This window comes from Mesorhizobium sp. M2E.F.Ca.ET.209.01.1.1, from assembly GCF_004010375.2.
Classification (GTDB): Bacteria; Pseudomonadota; Alphaproteobacteria; order Rhizobiales; family Rhizobiaceae; genus Mesorhizobium.
Genome location: NZ_SADP02000016.1, coordinates 110,740 through 131,499 on the forward strand (window position 1 = coordinate 110,740; position 20,760 = coordinate 131,499).

Here is a 20,760-nt window from a genome sequence, read left to right on the forward strand (position 1 = left end):
CGCGTGATGTGCCAGCATCCAGTTAGCGCTGGACGCTGGCAAGCCATTCAAGCGCGCCGCTGGCGCATCACCCCTTCGCCAAGCCGCGGTCGATCAGCCGCGCAAGACGCGCCGAGAAGGCCTTGGCGTCGGCCGGCTTGTCGCCGTCGAGCACGCGCGCTTCGTCATAGAGCAGATGCGCGGCGTCTTCCTTGAACGCCTTGTCGTCGTCGCCGAGCTTTGCCAGCGCTGCCACGCGCTCGTGGCGCGGGTTGATCTCGAGGATCGGCTTCGCGGCCTTGTCGAGCCGGCCGGCGGCGTTGAGCAGGCGCTCGAACTGGCGGTCAGGGCCATGCTCGGGCGCGACCAGGCAGACGGCGCTTTCGGTCAGCCGGTCGGAGGCCTTCACGTCCGATACCTCCTCGCCGAGCGTCGTCTTCACGAAAGCCAGGAAGGCGGCGATATCCGACGACGTCTCGGCATCCGGCTTCGCCACGTCGTCCGGCAGCGGGATGTCGGCAAGGTCGGCGGCGCCCTGTGTCACCGACTTGAACGGCTTGCCGTCGAATTCCGGCGTCATCGTTACCCAGAAACTGTCGACCGGGTCGGTGAGCAGCAGCACCTCGATGCCGCGTGCGCGGAACCCTTCGAGCTGCGGCGAGGCCTCCAGCCGGGCGCGGTCGTCGCCGGCCATGAAGAAGATCGCCTTCTGGCCTTCCTTCATCGCCGCCACATAGTCGGCAAGGCTGCGCCAGCCTTCGCCCGAAGCAGTCGAACGGAAGCGGGCAAGCTTCAGCAACTGCTCGCGCCGCTCGTAATCCTCATAGAGACCTTCCTTCAGCACGACGCCGAAATTATCCCAGATCTTGGCGTAAGCTTCGGCATCGTTTTCGGCGGTTTTGGCAAGGTCGCTGAGCACGCGGTTGGTCACGCCCTTGCGGATCGCGGCGAGCAGCGGGCTTTCCTGGATCATCTCGCGCGAGACGTTGAGCGGCAGGTCGGCGGAATCGACCAGGCCGCGCACGAAGCGCAGGTAGCGCGGCAGGAGATCGGCATCGTCGGTGATAAAGACGCGCCGCACATAGAGTTTCATGCGACCCTTGCGGTCCTGGTCGAACAGGTCGAACGGCCGCGATCCGGGCACGAAGGCGAGCACGCTGTATTCCTGCCGGCCTTCGGCGCGGAAATGGATGGTCGAAGCCGGCTCGTCATACTGGCCGGCGACGCTACGGTAGAAATCGGTATATTCCTCAGGCTTGATCTCGCTCTTCTGGCGCACCCAGAGCGCCGTGCCGTCAGCGATGTCGCGCGGCTCGGCGCCGGGCTTCTCGACAAGCGTGATCGGCACCGGCACATGGCCCGACTGCGACTTCGCCAGCCCTTCTAGCCTGTAGGGCGCGGTGTAGGAGGTGGCGTCTTCCATCAGATGCAGCACAACGCGCGTGCCGCGCCTGGGCGCCGCCTCGAGCGGCACTGGCGCGATTTCATAAGTCCCCTTGCCGTCGGATGACCAGCGGAAGGCCTCCTCGCTGCCGGCCTGCCGGCTGATCACGTCGACCCGGTCGGCGACCATGAAGGCCGAGTAGAAGCCGACGCCGAACTGCCCGATGAGCTGCGTGTCCTCCGCCGCCTTGCCGGCTTCGACGCGCTCCATGAAGGCGCGCGTGCCGGAGCGCGCGATCGTGCCCAGCGCTTCCGCCATCTCGTCGCGGCTCATGCCGATGCCGTTATCCTCGACGACAAGCTCTTTGTTGTCCGGGTCGGCGGCAATGGTGATGCGCGGCTTGGCATCATCGCCCAGAAGCTCGGGCCGGCTCACCGCCTCGAAGCGCAGCTTCTCGCAGGCGTCGGCCGCGTTGGAGATCAGCTCGCGCAGGAAGACATCCCGGTCCGAATAGACCGAGTGCACCATCATGTGCAGCAGTCGCGAGACGTCCGCCTCGAATGTCCTGGTTTCCGTCGCCTTGGTGTCCATCGTCATTCAGAATTCCTGGGTTGGTCGTTTGCCCGCCGCGCAGCACGCGCCGGGCTTCAAATCTTCAGCCATTGTTGCTTGTGGACGCGCGTCCTGCCAGCGCTGCGGGCGCCAGCGAAACCATGTCCGGCGCCAGAATATCGTGGCGGCGGGCGAAGGCAACAAGGGTTGCCCGCACCGTTTCCGCGTCGACCTCGCCGGCAATGCCGGCTTTGCAGGCGTTGAGCGCGATCGCATGTGCGCTGCTCCTGCTCGCAGCCGGCCAATCCTGCAGCAGGGCATAGGCTTCCGCTACGGTCTCCAGCCGCACCGGCAGGCCCATGCCGACGAGCACAGTGACCGGCTCTTCAAAGCGGTCGTGGCTCATGGTCTGAACCCTCTTTCGGGCGGATGCCTATCGAGCTCGGGCGAAGGCCGGTCGCGAGCGCATGCCGGCGCGGGTAGGGCGGTTGCAGGACGACGCCATGCGGCCGCGATTGGCCTATGCCGGTGAAGGCCTGCAAGTTGAGCGGGCCCGCCGACGTGGCGTGCGTCGCTGAACTTTGCTGGTTCAGGTGCGGCGGCGGCAGCGCGCTATGCGCCTTGGCCAGGGCCTCGATCCAGGCGGCGACCGCCAGCGGCACCGGCGCGCGCCCCTCGATCCAACGCGTCGCATCGTTCCTGGAGCAGCCAAGCTCCTGCGCAAGGTCGGCGGCTTCCCACCGCAATGCTCTCAGGCATTCCCGCAAACGTCCTGCAATCATGGCAATCGCAATTCCCTTCGCTGGCATCCAAATCGGACGACCCCGCCGCGGGGGCGGGGCCGATTTCGCTCAGCTTCGCGCCGATGTTTCGGTGGCCGACACCTGCTGCGCGGCAAGGAACATCAGCGTCGAGGCGACGGTCCGCCGGTTCCATCCGGCGGATTCGGCCGCGTCGAGCAGGCCTGCCAGCAGCGGCTTCAGCGCGCTCCGGCATTCGGCTTCATAGGCGAGGAATTCGCTTGCCGGATGCGTCGGCGTGGGAATCGAGCCATCTGCGCTCATCATGTTCATGACGGCCTCCCATCGTCCTGGTGAATGCCCGCTCCCGTAGCCGGGAGCGGGCTCACGTCAGCGTCTCAGAAGTCCATGCCGGCGCCGGCCGGCATGGCCGGGGCGGCTTCCTTCTTCGGCTTTTCGGCCACCATCGCTTCCGTTGTTACCAGCAGGCCGGCAACCGATGCGGCGTCCTGGAGCGCGGTCCGTACCACCTTCACCGGATCGATAACGCCTTCCTTGTAGAGGTCGCCGAAGGCATTAGTCTGTGCATTCCAGCCGTAACCGAATTCCGGTTTCTCGCGCAGCTTGCCGACGATGATCGAGCCTTCGGCACCGGCGTTCTCGGCGATCTGCCGCACCGGCGCCTCGATTGCGCGCCGCACGATCTCGATACCGTGCTTCTGGTCCTCATTCTCGGCCTGCAAGCTGTCCAGTGCCTTGGCGGCCCGCAGCAGGGCCACGCCGCCACCTGGCAAGACGCCTTCCTCGACCGCAGCGCGGGTCGCGTGCATGGCATCGTCGACGCGGTCCTTGCGTTCCTTGACCTCGACCTCGGTTGAACCGCCGACGCGGATCACCGCGACGCCGCCGGCGAGCTTGGCCAGCCGCTCCTGCAGCTTCTCGCGATCATAGTCGGAGGTAGTCTCCTCAATCTGCGCCTTGATCTGCGTGACACGGCCCTGGATCTCCTCTTTCTTGCCTGCGCCGTCGACAATGGTGGTGTTCTCTTTTTCGACCACAACCTTCTTGGCTCGGCCAAGCATCTCCAGCGTGACGTTCTCCAGCTTGATGCCGAGGTCCTCGCTGATAGCGGTGCCGCCGGTCAGGATGGCGATGTCTTCCAGCATGGCCTTACGGCGATCGCCGAAGCCCGGAGCCTTGACGGCGGCGACCTTCAGCCCGCCGCGCAGCTTGTTGACCACCAGCGTCGCCAGCGCCTCGCCCTCGACATCCTCGGCGATGATCAGCAGGGGCTTGCCGGACTGGACCACAGCCTCGAGCACGGGAAGCAGCGCCTGCAGGTTGCCGAGCTTCTTCTCGTGGATCAGCACATAGGGCTCGTCGAGTTCGACGCGCATCTTGTCCTGGTTGGTGACGAAGTAAGGCGAGAGATAGCCGCGATCGAACTGCATGCCTTCGACCACCTCCAGCTCGGTCTCGGCGGTCTTTGCTTCCTCGACCGTGATGACGCCTTCGTTACCGACCTTCTGCATCGCTTCGGCCAGGAAGCGGCCGATCTCGGCATCGCCATTGGCCGAAATCGTGCCGACCTGGGCGATCTCGTCATTCCTGGTCACCTTGCGGGCGTTGGTCTTCAACTCCTGGACGAGAGCCTCGACGGCTTTGTCGATGCCGCGTTTCAGATCCATGGGATTCATGCCTGAGGCAACCGCCTTGGCCCCTTCCTTGACGATGGCCTGGGCGAGAACGGTTGCGGTCGTGGTGCCGTCGCCGGCGATGTCGCTGGTTTTCGAGGCAACCTCGCGCACCATCTGGGCGCCCATGTTCTCGAACTTGTCCTCGAGCTCGATCTCCTTGGCGACGGTGACGCCGTCCTTGGTGATGCGCGGGGCGCCGAACGACTTGTCGATGACCACGTTGCGGCCTTTCGGGCCAAGCGTCACCTTCACCGCGTCGGCGAGGATGTTGACGCCGCGCAGCATGCGCTCGCGGGCGTCGGAATGGAATTTGACTTCCTTGGCAGCCATAGGATCACTCCTTGTTTAGGCAGTTTTCATTGACTGGGTTGCGGTTCGGTCAAAGCCCCGGTCAGGCGGCTTTCTTCAGCGTCGCGGACTGCTCGATCACGCCCATCACATCGCTTTCCTTCATGATGAGCAGATCCTCGCCGTTGAGCTTGATCTCGGTACCTGACCACTTGCCGAACAGGATCCGGTCGCCGACCTTCACGTCGAGGGGCACGAGCTTGCCGCTCTCGTCGCGGGCGCCCGGGCCGACGGCGATGACTTCGCCTTCCTGGGGCTTTTCCTTGGCAGTGTCGGGGATGATGATGCCTCCGGCCGTCTTTTCTTCGGCCTGGATGCGGCGGACGAGCACACGGTCATGCAATGGACGGAACGTCATATCGTTCTCCTTCAGGACAAACAGATTGCGAGAGGTCCCTCCGCTCCGGACCGGCAGGACCGGAGCGGGGCTGGCGACCCTTTCGGCGTCGCGCGCATGTCGAACTAATTTTGCCTTCTTGTACTTTCAAGGGGGCGTCGAAAATTTTTTGGCACTCTCGACCGCCGAGTGCTAGCGTTCTGAAAACATGCGATAAATCCGCTCGCGCGACAAAGGAAAGGCTTGAATTCGCGATTGGGCTGAACAAGATTATCGGCGCCCGGCAGCGCCGGGTCCGCTGAGAAATTGAACCCGAAACAAGGAGTTTTTGGAGACGGAGGACAGAAATGGACCGACAGAAGCTTTCGCCGATCATTCCTTCCCTAGCTCCCGAAATATCAGACCTCTCGCTCGACCGGCTGCTGTCGCCGGCCAGCCATTTTCAGCAGCCGCGGGATGTGCTGGAGGACGGCTCGCTCGACACATGGGAAAAGCGGGCGATCCTTTCATCCTGGGCATCCGACGCCTGCGCCGTGGAATCGATGCCGGCGCTGCGCCAGCCCCCGGGCACCGGGCAGCCGGTGTCCTTCGACGACATGATGGATGCGCTGCGCCGGCTTGATGCGCTCGCCCCGCCGCCCAGCGGCCCTGCCGATGACGATCACCGGCAGCTGGTCGACCGGCTGAGCGCGTGAGGCGTAGAAGGCGATGGCGAACGCGGTCAGCAGGGAATTCCGCTTGCAGATGAAAGGCTATGGCTTGACCACTGCCGAGATCCATTATCATCTGCCCGACCATCCCAGCCTGCTCCAGCTCTACGTCTGGCAGGATTATGATCTCGCCCCGGATTTCCCCGCGCTGAGGGGCTTTCTGGGCTTTTGGCAACGCGAGCTGGCGGGCGCCTTGCATTCTGTCCGGGTCGCCCACCATCGGCTGATCAGGCCATCCGAATGGCGAGCCGTCGACGGGGTCATCGCGATCCAATGAGGATCAGCAAGGCGGTCGTATTGTGCGGCCGCCTTCATTTCATCATTTGCCCTCCTGCATGCAGACGAAAAGCGTGACTTTTCAAGACTTTGAAGGGGAATTCGAGGCGGGGCCTTGACGTTCCGGCGTTGAATTCCCAGATGGGTTTTGCCGGGTCTTGAGAGACCGGCAAGGTCAAGGAGCGCCGCTTCCTTGGCGCTCCTCGTATCTATGTTGCTCAATGGAGGATGTAGCTATGAGAACCAACTTTGACTTCAGTCCCCTGTTCCGGTCGAGCATCGGTTTCGATCGAATGTTGAACGCGCTCGAAACGGCGAGCCGGATCGAAACCGTCGACAATTGGCCACCCTACGACATCGCCAAGACGGCGGAAGATGACTACCGCATCAGCATGGCGGTGGCCGGCTTCGCGCAGGACGAACTGGCCATTACCCAGGAGCAGAACATGCTCATGGTCTCGGGCCAGAAAGCCGGCGAGGACAAGGGTGAGTACCTGCATAGAGGCATCGCCGGCCGCGCATTCCAGCGCCGTTTCGAGCTTGCCGACCACGTCAAGGTCGTCGGCGCCAGCCTGGTGAATGGCCTGCTGACGATCGATCTGAAGCGTGAAATTCCGGAAGAGATGAAACCGCGCCGGATCGAGATCGCAGCCGACAAGGCGACGCCCAAAGACGCGACGAAGAAGATCGAAGCCGAGAAGCACGCGGCCTGAGGTATTCCTGTCAGCGCCCCCGCGCAACGCGCCGGGCACATGGCCCGGCGCAAGAGGAAGCCTTTCAGACTGACGAGCAGAAAGGAGGAAACCATGAGTGTCCGTGATCTGATTCCCTGGGGCCGGAGCAACGGCAACCAGGTTCCAAGCATATTCCACGACGGGGAACGCGATCCGTTCCTGTCGCTGCATCGTGAGGTGAACCGCCTGTTCGACGATGTTTTCCGCGGCTTCGACAGCCGGTGGCCGTCTGTTGGCGGTGCCTCCGCCCTCGGCGCTGGTTGGCCGAGCGTCGAGATCTCCAACGGCGAGAAGGAAATCAAGGTGACGGCCGAGGTGCCCGGCCTTGAACAGAAAGACATCGAAGTCCTGTTCGACGACGGCGTGCTGACGCTGCGGGGCGAGAAGCGCTCAGAGACGGATGACAAGGATAGGCAATTCTCGGAGCGTTTCTATGGCCGCTTCGAACGCCGCATCCCGGTCGGCTACGAGGTCAAGGAAGACGAGGTGGAGGCGCGCTTCACGAATGGCGTGCTGACTGTGACCTTACCGAAGAGCGAGAAGGCGCAGTCGCAAGTCAAGCGCATCGAAATCAAGAGTTGATGCATCGACGCGGGGGGCGAGGCGCCTCCCGCGTCGCAATCCACGAAACCACCTCGAACAGATGCCGGCACAGCGCAACTCTTCGCCGTCGCTCGAGCGCGGCCGAGGATAGAGGAAATTCATGCGACGGAAGCTGTATTTCTTAGTGCAAAAGTCTTCGCATCGGTCATGTGAATGATGACAAGCAGCACGCAGTCTTTCCCGTTGCGGCGCGGGCTTTAAGCGCGAGCGCGAAGAGAGGAAATTAACATAAGTTAATAGCCGTTGGGCGATCACCTGGGAGCGTCTCCGCATAAGATTGCGACCGGCGATAACCTTAATTTCGGTTTCGGTTGCATAGGCTTCCCGAAAGGAAGGTAAAGGGCTAGATTAGCAATTCGTTAAGTACGCGTGGGGCGTGAGTAAGGGATGTGTGGTGATGAATTTCAAGTCTCTGATCAAGCGGGCCGAGGACGTCGATAAGGAATTTCAGGACCTTCAATCGGATCTGGCGGAAGCATTCGAGGACGTTCTGAAGGATGATGAACAACCGCCGTCGGGAGACGATGCCGTTGCAGGCCAGGAACTCGTGGCAAGCGACGAGAATCCGGCGCCAGAAGAGCAGCCCGAGCCAGCTTCATCGCGGTTGACGCCGCATACGCAGACGCGGCTCGCAGCTTTGGAAGCCGTGGCCGAGCTCTTCCGGGACGGGCAGGGCCATCTGCAGGAAATCGAGGCGAAGCTGGCGGAGATCGCCACCGCGCATCATATGACGCGCGAGGTCCTCAACGTCTTCCATCGCGACGTGTTGCGCTCCAACGAGTTGGAGCTGGCAAACCTCGCTCTCACCACCGAGCACAAGACACTCACCGAGCAATTGCTCGACGCCGCCCGCAGGCAGCGTGAGCGTGACGGCGCGGCCGAGGCCTGGCAACAGCGCGAGGCGAGCCTCGTCCAGGACCGGGAGCAGCTGCGCTCGGCGCTGGCGGCCGTGCGACTGGAGCTGGTGGAGATGAGCAATGAGAGCGCCAGGCGCGAGACGGAATTCGGCGAAATCGTCAAGGCTCTGGCCGCCAAGACTGTCGAAGTCGACAGGCGCGGCGCAGAAAACAAGCTGCTGCGCGAGAAGCAAGTCGGCCTCACGGTCGACCTGGAGCAGGCGCAAAAACGCGAGGCTGAGGCCCGGCACAAGTTCGATGAGTTCGCGGCCACTCATGCCAGCGAAACCGCCCACATTGCCGAGCTGATGGCGCAGATCGGCAACCACGAAAAGGAAGAAAGCCGGCTGCAGAAGACGCTGGAGGCAACGCAGGCCAGGCTTGCCGAAACTGCGGAGGCGGCGCGTATTGCCGAAAGCGACAACGCGGCCGAATTGGCCCGCGCCCAAGCCGAGATGCGCGGGCTGCGCTCGGAAATCCAGGAATTGCAGTCGCGCCTGGATCAGGCCACGACAACCAATGGCGAAAGCTCGGCCGAGATCGTCAGGCTGAAAGCTGAGCTCAACGATGCCGTGACCGAACGCCAGATCGCGCAGGAAAGACTGGCCGTCCTCAAGGACGAAAGCGAAGCCGACAAGAAAAGCCTGTCGGTGGTTAACACCAATCTTTCCCAGCTCTCCCTGCAGCAGGCGTCCGAGCAGATCCAGCTCGATATCCAGAAACAGGAATGCGAGGATCTGCGCGCCGAGGTCGAAGCGCTCAACGCCCGCATCCGGGAATTGCTGCCCTACGAGCGGCTGCATCGGGTGACCGACGCAAGGTCGCGCAAGGATGCCGCGCCTCAGGCCAATGGGATCATCGCGGAAACGGCCCGTCCTGCTCCGCGGCGTGTTCCGCGGCGCAACTTGCGACTGAACGCTGGCTGAGAAAACCGCTGCGCCCGGAATGCTTTGGCGGGCTATTTGCCCGCCATGCCGTCGGCAAGGTCCTGCGCCTGCTTGAGCAGCGCCGGGAAGGACGGATCGCCGGGCAGACGCTCAGCCATGCAGGCGCGGTAGTCGGCATCGCCTTTTTCCCAGGCGGCGTTGGCGGGGTCGGAGGCCTGCGGGTTGTCCTGGTCCGAGCCTTCGTCGGCCTGCTGGGCTTTCTGCGCGGCGGCGTCCGCGGCTGCCCAGATTGAATCGCAGGCCGCGATCCTCGGCACGGCGGGCGAGGCGGGCGCCTCGGCGATCATCACGCGGTCGGCTTTGACGACCGCCACCACGACATGCTGCTCGTAGATCGGCCCGACATCCTGCGTCCAGCCGCCGAGCCGAGCCACCACCATGTCGGAGCCGTCGGGCTTCTTCAGCGGAAAGTCGAGCGTGCCGGAGAAGGCGGCGTCGCTGCCGATGGCCTGGGTGTAGAAGCTATCAAGCTTCAACGCCGCGCCGATATCGGTAGGCAGCTTGAAATCCGCTTCCGCCTCAGTCGATTTGGACTTGAGCCAGCGCTCGGTCAGACCGCGCGTCGAGACCACGATGCTCGGGCCGTCATCGCTCTGGGCATAGCGCAACCCGTCGAGCATGCCGTAGCCGATGTCGGAGGCGTTGAGGCTTTCGATGTTGTTGGTGCCGGTCGTCGGGAAACCCTTGACCGAAAGCGGGCCAAGAATGGCGGCGAGCCGCTGCTGCAGGTCGGCCAGCGCCTTCTCGTTCTGCGCATCGATGGTTTCGATTGCCGTGTTCGCGCTTTCCTGCGCGGTGATGTCGGCGATCGCCTTGTCGCGCGCCGCGATATAATCGTCTTCCAGCGAGGCGGCGAGTGCCGTGCTGCCCGCCAGCGCGAGGAGAAGTGTCAAGACCAGCCGCATGATGTGCCCCGTTTCGCCCAAGCCGCACGCATGTTTGATGACAAGATCAGGCTAAAAGAAGGCCGAGAGCGGCGCGGGAACTGCTGATCTCCCCCTTGTGGGGAGATGCCGGCAGGGCAGAGGGGGCGCGAAGGAGCGCGGCGCTGCAGGATCAAGGTTCCTCGCCCCACGAATGTGGGAGAGGTGGCTCGGCAAAGCCGAGACGGAGAGGGGAGCGCCCTACGAAAGGCCCCTCTCCGTCCGCTTCGCGGCCACCTCTCCCCGCCTTTGGCGGGGCGAGGAACCCAAGCACTGCCACGCTGGCGGGACAGCGCCCTCCTCTGGCCTGCCGGCCATCTCCCCCATGAGAGGGGAGAGATCGGCAGCTTCGGCGCGGCGACCTCTTTCATCAACCCTTGCGCTTTTCGACCTCCGCCTTGCGCAACAGGAACCTTTGGATCTTGCCGCTCGGTGTCTTCGGCAGCTCGCTGACGAACTCGACCTCGCGCGGATAGGAATGCGCCGACAGCCGCTTTTTCACATGGTGGGCGAGCTCCTCGGCGAGCGCCTCGCTGCCTTTGAAAGCGGGCGCCAGCACCACGAAGGCCTTGACGATCTCGGTGCGCTGCGGATCTGGCACGCCGACCACCGCCGCCTCGTTGACCGCCGGGTGCTCGATCAGCGCGCTTTCGACATCGAAAGGCCCGATGCGGTAGCCGGACGAGGTGATGACGTCGTCGGCCCGCCCGATGAAGGAAACCGAGCCGTCCGGCTCGTACTCCACCGTGTCGCCGGTGCGATAATAGCCGCCGGCGATCGCCGGCGTTTCCGCCTGATGGTAGCCGTCGAACCAGCGCAGCGGCGAGTTGGCGATATCGACGGCGAGCACGCCGGGCTGGTTGGGGCCGAGCTCGTTGCCCGCCTCGTCAAGCACCACCATGCGGTAGCCCGGCATGGCGAAGCCGGCCGAGCCGGCGCGGACCGGATGCTTGAGCCCGTGATGGTTGTTGACCATCATGCCGTTCTCGGTCTGGCCGTAATGATCGTGGATCGGCGCGGCGAGATGGGCGTCGAACCAGCGGATCACTTCCGGGTTGAGCGGCTCGCCGGCGCTGCTCACCACGCGCAGCTTTCCTTTGATGCGAGCCGCGGCCTCGGGCCCTTCCGCCATCAGCAGGCGATAGGCCGTCGGCGAGCCGGCAAGGCTGGTGACGCCGAGGCGCTCGATGATGTCATAGGTCGATTTGGCGTTGAAGGCGCCTTCGTAGAAGGTGGTAGCGGTGCCGAGCTGCAACGGCCCGGTGATGGCGTAGTAGAGCCCGTAGGCCCAGCCGGGATCGGCGATGTTCCAGAAGACGTCGTCGGGGCGAAGCCCGATCGCGTCGCGCATATAGGCGCCGAAGGCAGTGAGGGCGCTGAGCGGCACCGGCACGCCTTTCGGATGCCCGGTGGTGCCGGAAGTCGACATCATCATGAACAGGTCCGAGCCCTTGCGCATCACCGGCTCGCAATCGGGGGAGGCGGCAGCGAGCGCGGCGCGGAAGTCGATATCGCCTTCGGGCAGCCTATCGCCGGCCCCAAGGATGGTCGCGACGCGCGGATGGTTCTCCACCTCGTCGAGCTTGCCGCGGTTTACGGGGTTGGTCACCACCAGCTTCGCCTTGCTGTAGCTCAGGCGATGCTCGACCGCCTTCGGTCCGAACGCGGTGAACAGCGGCTGGTAGACTGCGCCGATCCGCCATGTGCCGAGGATCAGCGCCACCAGCTCGGGAATGCGCGGCAGCATGCCGGCCACGACATCGCCGGGGCTGACGCCGAGACTTTCGAGCAGGGTGCCGACGCGGCCCGACATGTCGGCGAGGTCGTCGAAGGAATATTCGCGCAATTCCCCGCCGGCCGAGATCGCGCGCAGCGCCAGCCGGTTTTCGCCGGTGTATCGGCCGCAGCATTCGACATAGGCGTTGATGCCGGTGGCCGGGTCGCCGTGGAGCCGCGCGATCTCGTCCTCGATGCGAAAATGCGCGACGGCATCCTCATAGCGCGGCAGCGCCGCCGGCGTGTCGGTCATGGCAATCCTCCCTCGGCGGCGGATCACCTCCCATGATCGCCGCCGAGGGAGATTGCCCGAAAAGAGGGCGCTGGTCGATTGCGGCGAAAGTCGATGGCCTTGGCAAGCGAGTGAGGTCGCGCTCCACGGCGCGAAGGAACGCAAACCCTCTGTGGCTGCCTACGCCGCGAGCTAAGGCAGTTGGATGCCCAGCGCCTGCATATGGCGCTTCCAGCGGTTGCGCAGCTCAGCCGGCCGGCAGCCGATGCGCTCGTCGAGGAACTCCGCCGCGCTGATGCGGTCGGTGCGGAAATGGCGGAAATCCTGGCGCAGCTCGCACCAGGCGGCGAGCAGCCGCACCGTCTCGGCATAGCCGATCATGGTCGGCCAGATGACGCGCTCGCTCTCGTCGCCCTGTTCGTTGCGGTAGCGGATCCTGATCTTGTGACCCTTGCGGATCGAGGCCCGCGCCTTCGCGATATCCAGCCCGTCCGGGAGGTTCGCGCGGCTGAGCGGCGCGCCGACGGTCGGATTGCTGACGAAGGGGCGCAGCCGCTCGGGCACGACGGTGGCGATCTTGGCGATCAGGTCGCGCGCCGCGCCCGCCAGCACCGGGTCACCCTTGTCGGCCACCCATTGCGCGCCGAGCACAGCCGCCTCCAGCTCGTCCGGCGTCAGCATCAGCGGCGGCATGTCGTAATCGCGGTCGAGCACATAGCCGAGGCCGGCCTCGCCCCGGATCGGCACGCGCTGTCCGACGAGGTCCGCGATGTCGCGATAGACCGAGCGGCGCGAGGTTTCGAGCTCCTCGGCGATCTGGCTGGCGGTGATCGGCCGGCTCGAGCGCCGCAGGATCTGGATGATCTGGAACAGTCGGTCGGCGCGGCGCAAGGCAAGTCTCCTGTTGCCACTATGCTGGCAGCAGGGTCGGTCCACAAGCCGGGGCAGGGCGCCCGAACGGGCGCGTCCGGCCGCGCGGCCAGCTCACGGAGAAGACCAATGAATTTCGTTTCAACCCGCATCATCACCGCCGACGTCAAGCGGCTCGTCGCCTTCTACGAGGCGGCGACGGGCATCAAGCTCACGCTCTACACCGAGGATTTCGCCGAACTCATCACGGAAGCGGGCACGCTGGCGATCGGCAGCACGCGCACGCTGCGGCTCTTCGGCGGCGACCACGTGGCAAACCCGGCGGCAAATCGCACCGCCATCATCGAGTTCAGCGTCGCCGATGTGGATGAGGAATATCGCCGCCTGGGCGGTCTCATTGAAGGCGCGCTGGTGCAGGCGCCGACGACGATGCCGTGGGGCAACCGTTCGCTGCTGTTTCGCGATCCCGACGGCAATTTGGTGAATTTCTTCACGCCTGTGACTGCGCAGGCGATCTCGAAGTTCGACGGGTGACAGGGATTGGCCCCGCTGGCGCCGGCCTGTAACATCGCCAGATGAATGCGGAGAGGGGAGGCGCAAGCATGCGGCTTGATCGGAATCTCTGTCATCTGAGGATCTGGGCATTCGTCCTGATGGCCCTTTGGCCGCCTGCTTTGTGGGCGGACCCGATCTCGCCGGAGCGGATGACCACAGCCCTATCGAAGCTCGAGGCGCTGGCGCAAGGCGCTGTCGAGGCCGGTGCGGTGCCCGGCCTCGCCATTGCCGTCGTGCATGACGACCAGGTGATCTTCCTCAAGGGTTTCGGACATCGCGAGGCCGGCAAGCCGGAGGCTGTCGACGCCGATACGGTGTTCCAGATCGCCTCGCTATCCAAGCCGGTCTCCGCCACCGTCGTCGCGGCCCTGGTCAGCGACCACGTGGTGTCCTGGGATTCGAGGATCGCCGACCTCGACCCGGCCTTCCGGCTGGCCGACCCCTATCCGACGGGCCAGCTCACGATACGTGACCTGTTCTCGCATCGCAGTGGCCTTCCGGGCACCGCCGGCGACGACCTGGAGGACATCGGCTACGACCGCGCCACGATCCTGCATCGCCTGCGCTTCGTGCCGCCATCGTCGAGCTTTCGCGCCGGCTATTCCTACAGCAATTTCGGGCTGACCGAGGGCGCCGTCGCCGCCGCGTTGCCGACCGGAAAGTCCTGGGAAGAAATCGCCGAGGAGAAGCTCTACCGTCCGCTCGGCATGGCTTCGACCAGCTCGCGCCATGCCGATTTCCTCAAGCGCGCGAACCGCGCCGCCCTCCACATCAGGGTCGGCGGCGCCTGGGCCGCGAAGATCAAGCGCGATCCGGATGCGCAGGCCCCGGCCGGCGGCGTCAGCTCCACTGCCCGCGATCTTGCGCAATGGGTGCGCCTGCTGCTCGGCGACGGCGTCTATGCCGGCAAGACCGTGATCGCCGCCGATGCGTTGGACCAGACGCATGTGCCCTTGATGACGCGCGGCAGGAACCCGGTGTCCGGCGGCGAATCCTTCTATGGTCTCGGCTGGAATGTCGAATTCGGCCGGCACGGCCTGAGCTGGGGCCATGCCGGCGCCTTCAGCGTCGGCGCGCGCACCCTGGTGACGATTTTCCCAAAGGAGAAACTCGGCATCGTCATCCTTGCCAATGCCTTCCCGACCGGCGTGCCGGAAGGGCTGTCCGACAGCTTTGCCGATCTGGTCTTCGACGGTTCGGTCGGCAAGGATTGGATCAAGGCATGGGACGCGATCTATGCCGGCATGTTCGGTCCGGTGGTCGAGGCGGCCAAGGCCAGATATGCCGCGCCGCAGTCGCCGGCGAGGCCGGCGGCGCCCGCCAGCGCCTATGCCGGCCGCTACGCCAACGACTTCATCGGCGACGCGACCGTATCGGGCGAGGGCGGGGGCGTTGTGCTCACGCTCGGGCCGGGTGGGGCCAGGTCCTATCCGCTGAGGCACTATGACGGCGACCTGTTCCTGACCAATCCTGATGCCGAGACGCCGGAGAGGCCGACGGGCGTCAGCTTCGTCGTCGGTCCGGATGGCAAGGCGTCGTCGATGACCGTCGAGTTCCTCGACGACAATCATCTTGGAACGCTGCGGCGCGTGGGCGACTAAAACATGTCTCCCGAAAGTGGGAACCGGTTTCGGGATAAAGACATGCGTAAAAGCAAAGACCTAAAGCGCATGGAGCGAATCCGAAGGATCGCGACGCGCTTTAGACCGCCCGCCCAAAGGCGTGTCGTCCGGCAAACGCGCAGGGGTCAGGACGGCTGGCCGTAGCGCAGCAGCTTGAAGCAGTCGCTGCCGCCCGACTTCGACTGCGTCAGCACCGGTTTCGAGCGGTCGATCCATTCCTGCTGCGACTTGGCATCGGCCTCGATCGCGTCGGTCGCCGGCAGAGCGACGAAGCCTCGCCCCTTGCTGAAGAGCCAGCACGCGCGGCCGAGAAACCGCCTGCTGCGCTGGCGCAGGAGATCGGCGTCATAGAGGATGTCGAGCACCTCACGCTTGATCTTCTGTCCCTTGTCAGGCTTGGCGACCGCCGCTTCGACCGGTTCGTCTCCGATCGCTTCATGCAGGTCCTTGTAGTCGAGGCCGAGCTGCGTCGTGGCATATTTGATGTCGTTCTCGTCGCGCACGATGTCGAACCAGAGCGTCGGATCGAGCTCGTTGACGACAAAGGTGGCTTCGAGGTCGCGCGACAGGTTCAGAATGTCAAAATCCCGAACATCGACGTCACGTTCGACCAGCAGGATCTTTTCGACCTGCTTGCCGAGCTCGGCTCCCTCAGCGCTGATCGCGGCGTTGTTTCCGCCGTGTTCGGGGCCGACATAGGCCCCGCCCGCATCCAGAACCTCGTCGAATTCGCCGAGCGTTTCGACGACCGGCGCGCCGCGGGCGATGCGCGCGGCGAGCTTGGCGAGCACCTGCTGCAGCTCGGTCTCGCGCCTGCGCTGGTCCTGATAGTTCTGCTGGAAGAAGAAGATGAACAGCGACACACCGATGCCGATCAGGATCACGCCGAGCTGCGAGAAGATATTGCGGTAGTATTCCAGCAATTTTTCGCGGTGGCGCACGTCGTCGCGCACGCTGTGCGCCACGCGCAGATTGACGATCAGCGAAATGATCAGCAAGCCGGCGCCGACAAGGATGAGCCCGCCGATGAGGAGGTAGCCATGCCCCGCGCTGAAATCCATTGGTATCGCCCCCGAAGCCCCGGATAACGCAGCCTAATACCATTCCGCTGAAACAACTATCCGAAGCGGCGGGGGAAGCATTGAATCGCGGCGTAGGCCGTCTGCGGCACCGCGGCGATTGACCGCGACGCCTGTTCGGCCGATATCCCGCCCGAAAACCGCCCCGAGACCCTGATGACCTCAGACGCCAACCTCAAGCAAGCTGCCGCCCCCGATGCCGCCTGGCAGGACGACGTCCGCGCCGGCGTGCGCCACGTTCGCGATCTCGCATCCCTGCCGCTGTCGCCCGCCGAGCGTGCCGCCGCGCAGGAGGCCGCCGCCGCCCACAAGGTGCGCGTGCCAAAACCCTATCTCGACCTGATCGACTGGAACGACCCGGACGATCCGATCCGCGCCCAGGTGATCCCGTCGCCGGACGAGCTGGTCGCGGCCGAGGGCGAGCTCGACGATCCGATCGGCGACCACGCCTTCAGTCCCGTTCCCAGGCTGACGCACCGCCATGCCGACCGCGTGCTTCTGTTCCCGACCTATCAATGCGCCGTCTATTGCCGCTTCTGCTTCAGGAAGGAGTCGCTGACCTCGATCGGCCGCGGCTACACGCGCGAGGCGCTGGAGCCGGCGCTGGCCTATATCGCCGGGCATCCCGAAATCCGCGAGGTGATCCTGACCGGCGGCGATCCGCTGTCGCTGCCCGACAAGGCGCTGGCCGAGATCCGCGCCCGCCTGGAGGCGATCCCGCATCTCAGGCTCCTGCGCATACACACCCGCGTGCCCGTAGCGCTGCCGTCGCGCATCACGCCCGGCCTGGTCGAGGCGCTGCAGGGCCGGCTGATGGTGAGCGTGGTCACGCATTTCAATCATCCGCGCGAGCTTACCGCCGAAGCCGAGGCGGCTTGCCGCGCGATGCGGCAGGCGGGCTTCGTGCTGCTCAACCAGAGCGTTCTGCTGAAAGGCGTCAACGATCATGTTGAGGTGCTGGAGGAACTCTGCCGCGAGCTGATGTACCGTCTCGGCGTAAAACCCTATTACCTCCACCACGGCGACCTCGCGCGCGGCATGGCGCACCGCCGCACCACGATTGCCGAGGGCCAGGCGCTGGTGGCGGAACTGCGCCGGCGCCTCTCCGGCATCTGCAACCCGACCTATGTCATCGACCTGCCGGACGGCGGCGGCAAGGTGCCGCTGGCGGCGAGCCACATCGAGGGATGCGAGGGCGGAACCTGGCTGATCAGAGGCCAGGACGGCAAGGTGCGGGAATATCGCGAGGTGCTGGTCTGAAGCGTGGGTTGCCCGCCGCTCAAGGCGGCCCGGCAGCCTTGTTGGGGGCAAATTTGCCGGCCGCCGGGCCTGACCGACGGGCGGGTGGCCACCCGCCGGCTGAGACGAGCGTGGGTCGAGGCTGTCGGAACCGCACCCTGTAAATGAAGGATTGCGTGCTTTTATTCCTTCGTTTGCACGATGCAGCGGGCCGGAAAAGGCGCGACGCTGCGTTCGATCCTTTTGGATCATCAAAGTCTGCAACTGAGAAAGTCCCCAGCCAGGCCCCCTCCTGGCGATCCTTGGGCCCCGCCTGCTTCTCCCCGGAGCACACGGGGCTCTCCCGTTCGGCAAAGCCCTGGCCGCAACATTGCCCTCTTCCTGTGGAACCGGATTCCGCGCCCCGCATTCTATGAGCGGGGACTGAAGGAGCGTCGCGTGAAGGCCTTGTTGGGAATTGCCGGTGGTTTCGTGCTGACCTTGGCCGTGTTCGCCAGCGGACTTGCCTTCGCCACCTGGATGCTGGCCGCCAAGCCGGTGCGCCAGGCAACGCCCACGATCGGCGTTTCCGAGCTCTGGACAAAGGACGCGCAGCCGGTCGATCCGCAGAAGCAGAACCTTGAGCGCATCCCCGCCCAGCAGGCGGCGACCGCGACCGCGGCGTCATCAAGTGAACCGATTAAGACCGTGAGTGGCGCAACGCAGGCGTCGGCGCTTGCGGCGCCAGCACAGCCGCAGCCGCAGCAATCGGGCGCGTCCGCTCCCACCCAACCTGCGGCGGACGCCAATGCCGCCCAGCAGCCGGCGCCGGCCGACCAGCAGGCTGAGCGGCAATTGCCCGTTGCCCATCTGCAATGGTGCGCCGCCCGCTATCGCAGCTACCGCCCGGCGGAAAACAGCTATCGCTCCTATAGCGGCGAGCTGCGCCCCTGCATCTCGCCCTATTACGACCTTGGTGACCGCACCGCCTCGACCGGTCAAAGCGAGCGGGGCGGCGACCAGGCCAAGGAGCGGGCAGGGGTAAACGACCGGCAGACCGCCACGGCCGAGATCACCGACGACCAGGCCGAGATGGAGGGTTACGCCCCGTCCGGCGGCGGCTACGCCACCACCTATGGCGGCCCGCCGGAGGAGATTTCGCCCGAGGCGGAGGCCGCCCAGGCCACCACCCGGCCGGTCTCGGCCGACCATGTCGACTATTGCTTCAGCCGCTACCGCTCCTACGACCCGAGCGACAACAGCTATCAGCCCTTCGACGGCGGCCCGCGGCGCCAGTGCGAGTAGGGCCGGCGGCCAGCGGTTCGCGTTTCCTCGCCCCACGAAGTGGGGAGAGGTGGCCGCGAAGCGGCCGGAGAGGGGCCTGCGGCGCTGGCGGGCTCGCACACGTCCTTCAACGTCGGCGCTCCCCCTCTCCGTCTCGGCTTCGCCGAGCCACCTCTCCCCCATTTCATGGGGGCGAGGAAAGAGCCTTCACCCCACGACCTTCCCCGGATTCATCACATTACCCGGATCGATAAACGTCTTGATCGCCTTCGCCAAATCCCGCTTCACCGGATCCGCATGCCGCTCATAGGCCTCGCGCTTTTCCAGCCCCACGCCATGCTCGGCCGAGAACGAGCCGCCGGCTTCGCGCAGGCCGTCATAAAGCACGTCCTCGATCGCCGCGTGCCGCTCATGCGCAAGCGGCCCGTCGCAATTGATCGAGATGTGCAGATTGCCGTCGGCGAGATGGCCGTAGACATAGGGCGCGTAGGCGGCGTCGATCCGCTTCAGCCCGGCCTCGATGCGCGCCACATAGGCGTCCAGCGCGCCGCCCGGCACCGAGACGTCGAAGGAGGGCGCCACGGGGTGCGCGCGCTCGATCTCGACTGTCTCCTCGCGCAACCGCCACATCTGGGCGGCTTGCGCCTCGGAGCTCGCCACCAGCCCGTCCAGGATGCCGGCCTCGTCCCAGATCGCCGCCAGCCCGTCCTCGAGCACCCCTCTGGCCGCCTCGACACTATCGGCGCCGAGCCCCAGCACCAGCAGGCAGGGCGCTTCGAGCGGCAACTGCCCGGGCGCATAGCCCAGCCCCCGCTGCATCAGTGACGCAAAATTGCGCCACAGGATCTCGGCGGCGGAAAGCCGCGCGCTGGTCGAGCCCAGGAAATGCCGCACGATGCGCTGCGCGCTGGCCGCATTCGGCACGCCGACCAGCGCCGTGGCGCTGGCGCCGGCGACCGGGTCGAGCCGCACCGCCACGCGGGTGACGATGCCGAGCGTGCCCTCCGCCCCAATGAAGAGATGTTTCAGGTCATAGCCGGCGCTGGTCTTCAGCACCCGGGTGAGATCGGAAAACAGCCGCCCGTCCGGCAGCACGCCTTCGAGGCCGAGCACGCGATGGCGCATCGTGCCGTTGCGAAAGGCCATGATGCCGCCGGCATTGGTCGAAACCATGCCGCCAATGGTGGCGCTGCCGCGCGCGGCAAGATCGATGCCGGGGTCGAGCCCATGCACGGCCGCAGCCTCCTGCAGCGCGCCTAGCGTCACCCCCGCTTGCACGATCGCCACCCGCGCGAACGGATCGATCTCCTCGATTTGGTTGAGCCCGCCGAGATCGCAGATGATCTGCCCAGTGGACGTCGCCGCCCCGCCCGCCAGCCCCGTGCGCCCGCCCTGTGCGACAAGGCTGACGCCACGCTCCGCGCAGAACCGCACCAGCGCCGCGACGCCCTCGACATCACGCGGCCGCACCAGCGCCGAAGCGCCGAAATTGCGGGCATCGAATCCGGGGTCGCGCGAGGCGAGCTCGGCGGCGTCCCAGATGGTCGAGGTGGGGAGGAGGGTGCGGAGGGCGGGGAGGAGGGGCATGGGGGCTCCGACGAAAGCGGTGACCTACCTATAGAGGTAGCGGAACTGCAGAGTCACGTGCCCACCTGTCGATGAGAGCGTACTTTTCGAAACTCGTGATCGAGTGCCTCAACTCTCTCTTTTGAAGTCGACCCGCTTCTCTTGCGATTTCAATATTTCTGTGGATTGGATCAGTCCAAAATGTCAAAGTCTGATGTATGCGGCGTTGTCTCCCTCGGTTGGCTGGTTTGACTACGAGAAGACAATTCGGAATCTTGCAGTCACCTATCGAAAGAAAAAATGGCCATCGATGGCTGACTTCGCTAGTTTGAATCTGCAGGCTAGGGCCAGAATCTATAATAAAGGTCACCGTTAACCGAGACAATAAAATATCAGGTCAGTTTAGGTGCGCTGCTCGGTCGAAGACGGGCT

Annotated in this window: 20 protein-coding genes; 9 read left to right on the forward strand and 11 right to left on the reverse strand. The window is 65.0% G+C overall.

The window, feature by feature from the left end:
- Window positions 1-67: 67 nt before the first annotated feature.
- The 6 genes from htpG to groES form a co-directional block, all read right to left on the reverse strand.
- The gene (htpG, locus tag EN852_RS25985) at window positions 68-1,960 is read right to left on the reverse strand and encodes a molecular chaperone HtpG (protein ID WP_127878125.1); all 1,893 of its coding nucleotides are present in this window, start codon (window positions 1,958-1,960) and stop codon (window positions 68-70) included.
- Window positions 1,961-2,018: 58 nt separating this feature from the next.
- A complete protein-coding gene (locus EN852_RS25990) occupies window positions 2,019-2,321 on the reverse strand; it encodes a DUF982 domain-containing protein (RefSeq protein ID WP_127878126.1) in 303 nt (100 codons plus the stop codon).
- Window positions 2,302-2,697, reverse strand: a complete 396-nt coding sequence (locus EN852_RS40975; protein ID WP_189546177.1) for a helix-turn-helix transcriptional regulator — start codon at window positions 2,695-2,697, stop codon at window positions 2,302-2,304. Before EN852_RS40975 ends, EN852_RS25990 begins: the two co-directional genes overlap by 20 nt.
- Window positions 2,698-2,766: 69 nt before the next feature.
- A complete protein-coding gene (locus EN852_RS26000) occupies window positions 2,767-2,988 on the reverse strand; it encodes a hypothetical protein (protein ID WP_127878128.1) in 222 nt (73 codons plus the stop codon).
- 65 nt (window positions 2,989-3,053) lie between these two features.
- Window positions 3,054-4,682 (reverse strand): chaperonin GroEL, encoded by a 1,629-nt coding sequence (gene groL / locus EN852_RS26005; protein ID WP_127878130.1) that lies wholly within the window; start codon window positions 4,680-4,682, stop codon window positions 3,054-3,056.
- 61 nt (window positions 4,683-4,743) lie between these two features.
- Complete coding sequence (gene groES / locus EN852_RS26010; RefSeq protein WP_127865057.1) at window positions 4,744-5,058, reverse strand: co-chaperone GroES; 315 nt, start codon at window positions 5,056-5,058, stop codon at window positions 4,744-4,746.
- Window positions 5,059-5,384: 326 nt separating this feature from the next.
- On the opposite strand from groES, the gene EN852_RS26015 reads away from it, so the two are divergent.
- The 5 genes from EN852_RS26015 to EN852_RS26035 all read left to right on the forward strand — a co-directional run bounded on the left by EN852_RS26015 (window position 5,385) and on the right by EN852_RS26035 (window position 9,182).
- Entirely contained in the window at window positions 5,385-5,732 is a 348-nt protein-coding gene (locus EN852_RS26015) for a hypothetical protein (RefSeq protein ID WP_246694400.1), read from the forward strand.
- 13 nt (window positions 5,733-5,745) lie between these two features.
- Window positions 5,746-6,024, forward strand: a complete 279-nt coding sequence (locus tag EN852_RS26020; protein ID WP_127878132.1) for an usg protein — start codon at window positions 5,746-5,748, stop codon at window positions 6,022-6,024.
- Window positions 6,025-6,259: 235 nt separating this feature from the next.
- Window positions 6,260-6,736: an Hsp20 family protein gene (locus tag EN852_RS26025; RefSeq protein ID WP_127878134.1), complete on the forward strand. Its 477-nt coding sequence runs from the start codon at window positions 6,260-6,262 to the stop codon at window positions 6,734-6,736.
- A gap of 93 nt (window positions 6,737-6,829) precedes the next feature.
- Window positions 6,830-7,339 (forward strand): Hsp20/alpha crystallin family protein, encoded by a 510-nt coding sequence (locus EN852_RS26030; RefSeq protein ID WP_127865470.1) that lies wholly within the window; start codon window positions 6,830-6,832, stop codon window positions 7,337-7,339.
- Between the two features lie 418 nt (window positions 7,340-7,757).
- Window positions 7,758-9,182, forward strand: coding sequence for a hypothetical protein (locus EN852_RS26035; RefSeq protein ID WP_127878135.1), 1,425 nt, complete (start codon window positions 7,758-7,760; stop codon window positions 9,180-9,182).
- 32 nt (window positions 9,183-9,214) lie between these two features.
- Here EN852_RS26035 and EN852_RS26040 read toward each other — a convergent pair whose 3' ends face one another.
- From EN852_RS26040 to EN852_RS26050, 3 genes are all read right to left on the reverse strand, one after another.
- Window positions 9,215-10,108, reverse strand: a complete 894-nt coding sequence (locus tag EN852_RS26040; RefSeq protein WP_127878136.1) for a hypothetical protein — start codon at window positions 10,106-10,108, stop codon at window positions 9,215-9,217.
- A 388-nt stretch (window positions 10,109-10,496) separates the two neighbouring features.
- The gene (locus EN852_RS26045; protein WP_127878137.1) at window positions 10,497-12,155 is read right to left on the reverse strand and encodes an acyl-CoA synthetase; all 1,659 of its coding nucleotides are present in this window, start codon (window positions 12,153-12,155) and stop codon (window positions 10,497-10,499) included.
- A gap of 171 nt (window positions 12,156-12,326) precedes the next feature.
- Window positions 12,327-13,025 (reverse strand): YafY family protein, encoded by a 699-nt coding sequence (locus EN852_RS26050; RefSeq protein WP_127878139.1) that lies wholly within the window; start codon window positions 13,023-13,025, stop codon window positions 12,327-12,329.
- Window positions 13,026-13,133: 108 nt separating this feature from the next.
- Between EN852_RS26050 and EN852_RS26055 the strand changes: the two genes are divergently transcribed.
- Both EN852_RS26055 and EN852_RS26060 read left to right on the forward strand, forming a co-directional pair.
- Window positions 13,134-13,538 (forward strand): VOC family protein, encoded by a 405-nt coding sequence (locus EN852_RS26055; protein ID WP_127878141.1) that lies wholly within the window; start codon window positions 13,134-13,136, stop codon window positions 13,536-13,538.
- A gap of 68 nt (window positions 13,539-13,606) precedes the next feature.
- Window positions 13,607-15,160, forward strand: a complete 1,554-nt coding sequence (locus EN852_RS26060) for a serine hydrolase (RefSeq protein WP_127878143.1) — start codon at window positions 13,607-13,609, stop codon at window positions 15,158-15,160.
- Between the two features lie 146 nt (window positions 15,161-15,306).
- Here EN852_RS26060 and EN852_RS26065 read toward each other — a convergent pair whose 3' ends face one another.
- Entirely contained in the window at window positions 15,307-16,242 is a 936-nt protein-coding gene (locus EN852_RS26065) for a hypothetical protein (protein WP_127878145.1), read from the reverse strand.
- Window positions 16,243-16,416: 174 nt separating this feature from the next.
- On the opposite strand from EN852_RS26065, the gene EN852_RS26070 reads away from it, so the two are divergent.
- A complete protein-coding gene (locus EN852_RS26070; RefSeq protein ID WP_127878147.1) occupies window positions 16,417-17,520 on the forward strand; it encodes a KamA family radical SAM protein in 1,104 nt (367 codons plus the stop codon).
- Between the two features lie 417 nt (window positions 17,521-17,937).
- Window positions 17,938-18,783: a BA14K family protein gene (locus tag EN852_RS26075; protein ID WP_246694401.1), complete on the forward strand. Its 846-nt coding sequence runs from the start codon at window positions 17,938-17,940 to the stop codon at window positions 18,781-18,783.
- 186 nt (window positions 18,784-18,969) lie between these two features.
- On the opposite strand, the gene EN852_RS26080 is transcribed toward EN852_RS26075, so the two are convergent.
- The gene (locus EN852_RS26080) at window positions 18,970-20,349 is read right to left on the reverse strand and encodes an FAD-binding oxidoreductase (protein WP_127878149.1); all 1,380 of its coding nucleotides are present in this window, start codon (window positions 20,347-20,349) and stop codon (window positions 18,970-18,972) included.
- Between the last annotated feature and the right edge of the window lie 411 nt (window positions 20,350-20,760).